Genomic DNA, 7,003 nt, shown 5'->3' on the forward strand with positions numbered 1-7,003 from the left:
CCGATTCCCCAGTCCCAATTCTCAATTCCCGGCCGCAGTTACACTATGCGGCTACCCAGACAACGATCCCGCGGCCTTGAAGAAGTCCGATTTCCATTACGACCTGCCCGACGAACTGATCGCCCAGGCGCCGCTGGCCGAGCGCGCGGCGAGCCGGTTGCTGGTGGTGCCGCCATCGCCGCAGGCGCTGGCCGACCGCCAGGTGCGCGACCTGCCCGAGCTGCTGCAGCCCGGCGATCTGCTGATCTTCAACGACACCCGGGTCATTCCGGCGCGCTTGTTCGGGCAGAAGGCTAGCGGCGGGCGGGTGGAAATCCTGATCGAGCGCCTGCTTGGCGAGCGTCAGGCGCGGGTACAGATCGGCGCCAGCAAGTCGCCCAAGGCCGGCAGCCTGATCGCGCTCGATGCCGGTGGCCAGGCCGAGGTGCTGGGCCGCGATGGCGGGTTCTATCTGCTGCGTTTCCAGATCCCGACCCCGCTGGAGCACTGGCTGCTGGAGGCTGGCCGCCTGCCGCTGCCGCCCTACATCCGCCGCGAGCCGGGCGTGGAAGACCGCGAGCGCTATCAGACCGTGTTCGCGCGCGAAGTCGGTGCGGTGGCCGCGCCCACCGCCGGGCTGCATTTCGACGAGCCGCTGCTGGCACGCTTGCGCGAGCGCGGGGTGGAGTTCGGCCACGTCACCTTGCATGTGGGTGCCGGCACCTTTCAGCCGGTGCGGGTGGACAAGCTCGACCAGCATGTGATGCACAAGGAGTGGCTCAACGTCGGGGCCGCGCTGGTGGAACAGGTGCGCCGCACGCGTGCCCGCGGCGGCCGCGTGATCGCGGTGGGCACCACGGTGGTGCGCTCGCTGGAAAGCGCCTGGCGCAAGACCGAGGCCGCGCCCGAAGGCGAATTGCAGCCATTCGCCGGCGAAACCCAGATCTTCATCCTGCCCGGCTACCGCATCCGCAGCGTCGATGCGATGGTCACCAACTTCCATCTGCCCGAAAGCACCTTGATGATGATGGTCTCTGCCTTCGCCGGCCGCGAGCGCATCTTCGCCGCCTACCACCACGCCATCGCGCAGCGCTACCGCTTCTTTTCGTACGGCGATGCGATGTTGTTGTGGGGCCGGGAATCGGGACTCGGGAATGGGGAATCGTAAGGCGGGACCCGCCGAACGATCAGCCACCTGCCAACCGCTCTTCCCATTCCCGATTCCCCACTCCCCATTCCCGGCCCCTCAATGTCCCGACTCCAGTTCCAACTCCAAGCCACCGACGGGCATGCCCGGCGTGGGCGCCTGACCTTTCCGCGCGGCACGGTCGAAACGCCTGCGTTCATGCCGGTCGGGACCTATGGCTCGGTCAAGGGCATCCTGCCCGAGCAGATCCGTGCGCTGGGTGCGGAGATCATCCTGGGCAACACCTTCCATCTGTATCTGCGCCCGGGTCTGGAGGTGATCGGCGATCACGGCGGGCTGCACGGGTTTGCGCGCTGGGATGGGCCGATCCTCACCGATTCCGGCGGCTTCCAGGTGTTTTCGCTGGCGCATCGCCGCAAGATCACCGAGCAGGGCGTGACCTTTTCCTCGCCGACCGATGGCGCGCGGGTGTTCCTGGGCCCCGAAGAGAGCATGAAAATTCAAAAGGTGCTCGATTCGGACATCGTGATGATCTTCGACGAGTGCACGCCGTATCCGGCCACCGAGGACGTCGCGCGCCGCTCGATGGAGCTGAGCCTGCGCTGGGCGCAGCGCTCGCGCGATGCGCACGACGGGCTGGGCAACGATGCGGCGCTGTTCGGCATCGTGCAGGGTGGGGTGCATCCGGATCTGCGCAGCCGCTCGCTGGACGGCCTGCAAGCCATTGGTTTCGATGGGTATGCGATCGGTGGGCTGGCAGTGGGCGAGCCCGAGCACGAACGCAATGCCATGCTCGAACACCTGCATCCGCGCCTGCTGGCCGAGCGCCCGCGCTACCTGATGGGCGTGGGCCGCCCGGAAGACCTGGTCGAAGGCGTGGCCCGCGGGGTGGACATGTTCGACTGCGTGATGCCCACCCGCAACGCGCGCAACGGCCACTATTTCACCTCGTTCGGCACCGTGCGCATCCGCAATGCCAAGTACGAGCGCGACCTGGACACCATCGAGCCGGGCTGCGGTTGCCATGCCTGCAGCAGCGGCTATACGCGCGCCTACCTGCGCCATCTGGACCGCTGCAACGAAATGCTGGCGCCGATGCTGGGCACCCTGCACAACCTCTGGTACTACGAAAAACTGATGGCCGACATGCGCGCAGCGATCGCTTCGGGAACCTTTGTGGAGTTCCGGCGGTCCTTCTATGCGGCACGCGGCGCCACCACGCCGCCGTTGCCGGGGGAAACCAGCTGAGACCGGCCGCCCGCGCCCCGGCGCGGACGGCGTGGAACCTGCGTGGCATAATTCCCGGCTGTTCCGCCCCGGCGGTACCTGAATAGCGAGCGGGCCCATGGGCGCGCTGGCACCAAACTAGGATGCACTGAATGAATCTGCTCGATTTCCTGATCCCCGCTGCCCAGGCGCAGGCCGCTGGCGGCGCGCCGGCACCCGGCCCGATGGGAGGCCTGTCCACCTTCGCGCTGCCGATCATCCTGATCGCGGTGATGTACTTCCTGATGATCCGCCCGCAGATGAAGCGTCAGAAGGAGCACAAGGCGCTGCTGGACAAGCTGGCGCGCGGCGATGAAGTGATCACTTCCGGCGGCGTTGCGGGCGTGATCACCGACATCGGCGACAACTTCATCAGCGTGGAAGTGGCCGACAACGTGCGTATCCGCGTGCAGAAGAGCGCCGTGGGCCATGTGCTGCCCAAGGGCACGCTGAAGTCGGCGAGCTAAGCGCGTCCTGCAATGGCTGCGCCGCTGTCAGGCAGGCGCAGTCGCCAAGTGGAACCGGAGGTCGTGAACCGCTGGTTCCACCGTACCGCCCGTATCCATCTGAAGACCATTGGCGACGTTGTACCGGTCGCTTGAAGTCGTTCTCACTGCTAGGCGCGGCGCCGGGATGGCGCCACGCGGGACTGTCGCAATGCTCGAATTTCCTCGCTGGAAGTACTTCCTGATCCTGCTGGTACTGGCCGTCAGTGCGCTGTATGCGCTGCCCAACGTCTACCAGAAGGACCCGTCCGTGCAGATCACCGCCAGCCGCGGTGCGCAGCTCGACGACGCACTGCGCAGCCGCATCGACGGTGAGCTCAAGAGCGCCGGCATCACCCCGAAGGCGATCACGAAAGAAGGCGACAGCCTGATGGTGCGGTTGCCTTCGCTGCAGGCGCAGACACGCGCCAACGACGTGTTGCGTCAGCAGCTGGGCGAGAACTACACCGTGGCGCTGAACCTGGCCTCCACCGTGCCGGACTGGCTGGCCAAGCTGGGCGGCCGACCGATGGTGCTGGGTCTGGACCTGGTGGGCGGTGTGCACTTCGCCATGCAGGTCGATCAGAAGGCCGCGCTGGAAAAGCGCCTGGACGGGTTTGCCGAAGACATCCGCACCACCTTGCGCGATGCGCGTATCCCGTACCGCTCGGTGGAGCGTCGCGCCGACAACAGTATCCAGGTCAACCTGGGCGAGGGCGCCAGTGCCGACGCCGCGCGCGTGGCGCTGGCTAAGGCGCAGCCGACCCTGACCTACGACGTCAGCGGCCAGAACATCGCCGTGAAGGTGCCGGAGGCCGAACTCAAGCAGATCGCCAGCGGTGCGATCGAGCAGAACCTCACCACCTTGCGCAACCGCGTCAACGCGCTGGGCGTGTCCGAGCCGACCATCCAGCGCCAGGGCGAGGACCGCATCGTGGTCGAACTTCCCGGTCTGCAGGACACCGCCGAAGCCAAGCGCCTGATCGGTGCCACCGCCTCGCTGGAATTCCGCGCCGTGGTCGACGGCAACGCCGACGATGCCGTGCGTAGCGGCAACATTCCGCCGGAGGCCAAGGTCTATCGCCTGCGCGACAGCAACGCTCCGGTGTTGTTGAACAAACGCGCGCTGGTGACTGGCGACCAGATGGTCAGCGCATCGGTCAGCACCGACCAGAACGGCATGCCGGCAGTGGCGGTGACGCTCAACAACGTCGCCGGCCAGCGCATGTTCGACTACACCAGCGCCAACGTCGGCAAGCTGATGTCGGTGGTCTACATCGAGCGCATTCCCACCGTGACCATGGTCGACGGCAAGGAAGTGCGCAGCGTGCGGGTCAAGGAAGAAGCCTTGTCGCCGACCCGCATTGCCGGCGTGTTCGGCAAGAACTTCCAGACCACCGGTCTGGAAAAGACCGAAGCCGAGAACCTGGCCAAGCTGCTGAAATCCGGCTCGCTGGCCGCGCCGATGGATTTCGTCGAGGAATACGTGATCGGTCCGAGCCTGGGTGCGGAGAACGTGGAGCGTGGCGTCACGGCGGTGGTCTACTCGTTCCTGTTCACCCTGGTGTTCTTCACCATCTACTACCGCGTGTTCGGCGCGATCACCTCGGTGGCGCTGCTGTTCAACCTGCTGATCGTGGTGGCGGTGATGTCGCTGTTCGGTGCCACCATGACGTTGCCGGGCTTTGCTGGCCTGGCCTTGTCGGTGGGTCTGTCGGTGGACGCCAACGTGCTGATCAACGAGCGTATCCGCGAAGAGTTGCGCCTGGGCGTACCGGCCAAGTCGGCGATTGCGGCCGGTTACGAAAAGGCCGGCGGCACCATCCTCGATGCGAACCTGACCGGCCTGATCGTGGCGGTGGCCTTGTACGCGTTCGGTACCGGCCCGCTGAAGGGTTTCGCGCTGACCATGATGATCGGTATTTTCGCCTCGATGTTCACCGCGATCACGGTCTCGCGTGCGCTGGCGGTGCTGATCTACGGCAGCCGCAAGAAGCTGAAGTCTGTCGCTATTTAATGCGAGTCCCTCGCAAGAGCCCGCACATCCATGTGCGGACTGCTTAGGAAGATCTTTCGATGAAAATTTTTCCGCTTCACCTGATCCCGAACGACACCAAGATCGATTTCATGAGCTGGCGCAAGCCGGTGCTCATCTTGATGCTGGTGCTGGCAGTCGCCTCGGTCGGCATCATCGTCGGCAAGGGTTTCAACTACGCGCTGGAGTTCACCGGCGGCACGCTGGTGCAGACCTCGTTCCAGAAGACCGTGGACGTGGACCAGGTGCGCGAAAAGCTCTCCAAGGCCGGCTTCGAAAACGCCCAGGTGCAGAACGCCCGCGGCGGCAATGAGGTCATGATTCGCCTGCAGCCGCACGGCCAGAACAACAATCGCGACGATGCCGCACGCACCGTTGCCGAAGATGTGCGCAAGGCGGTGACCAGCGACGAGAATCCGGCCACCGTGCAGCCTGGCGAATTCGTCGGCCCGCAGGTCGGTAAGGATCTGGCATTGAACGGCGTGTATGCCACGGTGTTCATGCTGGTGGGCTTTTTGATCTACATCGCGTTCCGCTTCGAGTGGAAGTTCGCGGTGGTCGCCAGCCTGACCGCCTTGTTCGACCTGCTGGTCACCGTGGCCTTCGTGTCGCTGACCGGCCGCGAGTCCGACCTGACCGTGCTGGCCGGCCTGTTGTCGGTGATGGGCTTTGCGATCAACGACATCATCGTGGTGTTCGACCGTGTACGGGAAAACTTCCGCGCATTGCGCGTTGAGCCGCTGGAAGTGCTCAACCGTTCGATCAACCAGACGCTCTCGCGCACGGTGATCACCGCGGTGATGTTCTTCCTGTCGGCGTTGGCGTTGTATATCTACGGCGGCGAGTCGATGGAAGGCCTGGCCGAGACGCACATGATCGGTGCGGTGATCGTGGTGATCTCCTCGGTGATCGTGGCCGTGCCGATGCTGAGCATCGGACCGTTCGCGGTGACCAAGCAAGACCTGCTGCCCAAGGCCAAGGACGTGGAGGCGCTGGCGCGTCGTCCTTGATCGGTTGGCAAAAGGTGTGACGAAAAAACCGCGCATTGCGCGGTTTTTTCGTTTGTGGTGTTGGACATCGTGACTGCACGGTTGTGCACTATGACTCCGCTACTCAAGATCTTGAACACTAGGGATTTCGTCGGGCAGGTTATGCCGATCGATATGCAGTAGCTTGCAGGAGAGAGCCGCTGACCGGGATGAAGCGTGAGATAGGCCTGCTCGGTGCGCAGGCTATAGTGCCGAACGCGCAAGCGGTCGCGCACTTGATTGAGCAACCGCGTCGGTGGACGCGCTGTTACGCGATTTTTTTGGGGATGTATTTCATACGCCTGCGTCCTTGCTGGATAACACTCCAAGCGTCTGCATGGTCGAGGCCGCTCTCCATCGTGCTATCCCGTGATCGCGGCTAGCATTTACCCCATTCACAACGCGCCAGCGATCGAAGAGACTCCGTGCAACACCGCATTTCGGCGGTCCAATAGTAGTTAGGCGGCAGGAAGAGAAATATGACACGTCGGGCATTACTGATCAGCGCGTCAATCCTGTGTGGCCTCGCCTCTGCTTACTGCTTCCTGTGGATCTTCTCCGCCGCAAGCCTGGCTTCGGGCTTCTGCGGCAACAGCTTCTCGCTTTTTGCTGAGCACCTGCGCTGCCGTCAGGCCCACTTCGCAATGATCCTTACGGTCTTGTTCCTGCTGCTTTGCGTGTATCTAGGCTGGAGGGCGGCACGTACAGGTCATCGACCAGCCGCCTAACAATTCAAGCCGACGCCGCTTCGTGGCGCGGCTTAATTCAGGCGTTAGGCCGTGGTGGAGAAAATCAGTTGGTGGGCTCGGTTTCGGTCAGTTGGCTGGCATGCCGGCGGTCGGCTTCGGCAAGTCGCTATCACCGTTGCTGGGCGCGGTAAGTTCGGTGCTTCGCCCTTGTCCGTCATTGCCACGCTACGCTCATTGCACTTGGCTTGGGTTCTACCCCGATATCACGGACGGTTGTAAAAGAGCTGCAACCTTCTGATCCTGCTTGGCCGCCCTTCGCCGCATCCTTGGGTTGTGGCGTCGCTCGATGTAGTCAAACACATCCGCTCTTGCTC

Annotated in this window: 5 protein-coding genes and 1 pseudogene; 5 read left to right on the plus strand and 1 reads right to left on the minus strand. The window is 63.9% G+C overall.

Annotation, left to right across the window (positions count from 1 at the left end):
• Positions 1-76: 76 nt before the first annotated feature.
• The 5 genes from queA (at position 77) to secF (ending at position 5,922) form a co-directional block, all read left to right on the plus strand.
• On the plus strand, positions 77-1,147 hold the full coding sequence (gene queA, locus F7R02_RS19660; RefSeq protein ID WP_078589976.1) for a tRNA preQ1(34) S-adenosylmethionine ribosyltransferase-isomerase QueA: 1,071 nt from the start codon (positions 77-79) through the stop codon (positions 1,145-1,147).
• 81 nt (positions 1,148-1,228) lie between these two features.
• Positions 1,229-2,374 carry a tRNA guanosine(34) transglycosylase Tgt gene (gene tgt / locus F7R02_RS19665; protein WP_078518074.1) on the plus strand — a complete coding sequence of 382 codons (1,146 nt, stop codon included), beginning with the start codon at positions 1,229-1,231 and terminating at the stop codon, positions 2,372-2,374.
• A 131-nt stretch (positions 2,375-2,505) separates the two neighbouring features.
• Positions 2,506-2,859: a preprotein translocase subunit YajC gene (gene yajC, locus F7R02_RS19670; RefSeq protein ID WP_003489768.1), complete on the plus strand. Its 354-nt coding sequence runs from the start codon at positions 2,506-2,508 to the stop codon at positions 2,857-2,859.
• 190 nt (positions 2,860-3,049) lie between these two features.
• Positions 3,050-4,894, plus strand: coding sequence for a protein translocase subunit SecD (gene secD / locus F7R02_RS19675; protein WP_005917104.1), 1,845 nt, complete (start codon positions 3,050-3,052; stop codon positions 4,892-4,894).
• 59 nt (positions 4,895-4,953) lie between these two features.
• A complete protein-coding gene (gene secF, locus F7R02_RS19680) occupies positions 4,954-5,922 on the plus strand; it encodes a protein translocase subunit SecF (protein ID WP_078589978.1) in 969 nt (322 codons plus the stop codon).
• 959 nt (positions 5,923-6,881) lie between these two features.
• On the opposite strand, the pseudogene F7R02_RS19685 reads toward secF, so the two are convergent.
• Positions 6,882-7,003, minus strand: a pseudogene (locus tag F7R02_RS19685) (IS3 family transposase); the annotation flags it as partial.

Origin of the sequence: Xanthomonas cissicola, from assembly GCF_008801575.1 — a bacterium.
GTDB lineage: Bacteria > Pseudomonadota > Gammaproteobacteria > Xanthomonadales > Xanthomonadaceae > Xanthomonas > Xanthomonas cissicola.

Coding starts and splice junctions, on each gene's coding strand:
- tgt (WP_078518074.1), top strand. CDS start 1,229: ATGTCCCGACTCCAGTTCCAACTCCAAGCCACCGACGGGCATGCCCGG.
- secF (WP_078589978.1), top strand. CDS start 4,954: ATGAAAATTTTTCCGCTTCACCTGATCCCGAACGACACCAAGATCGAT.
- yajC (WP_003489768.1), top strand. CDS start 2,506: ATGAATCTGCTCGATTTCCTGATCCCCGCTGCCCAGGCGCAGGCCGCT.
- secD (WP_005917104.1), top strand. CDS start 3,050: ATGCTCGAATTTCCTCGCTGGAAGTACTTCCTGATCCTGCTGGTACTG.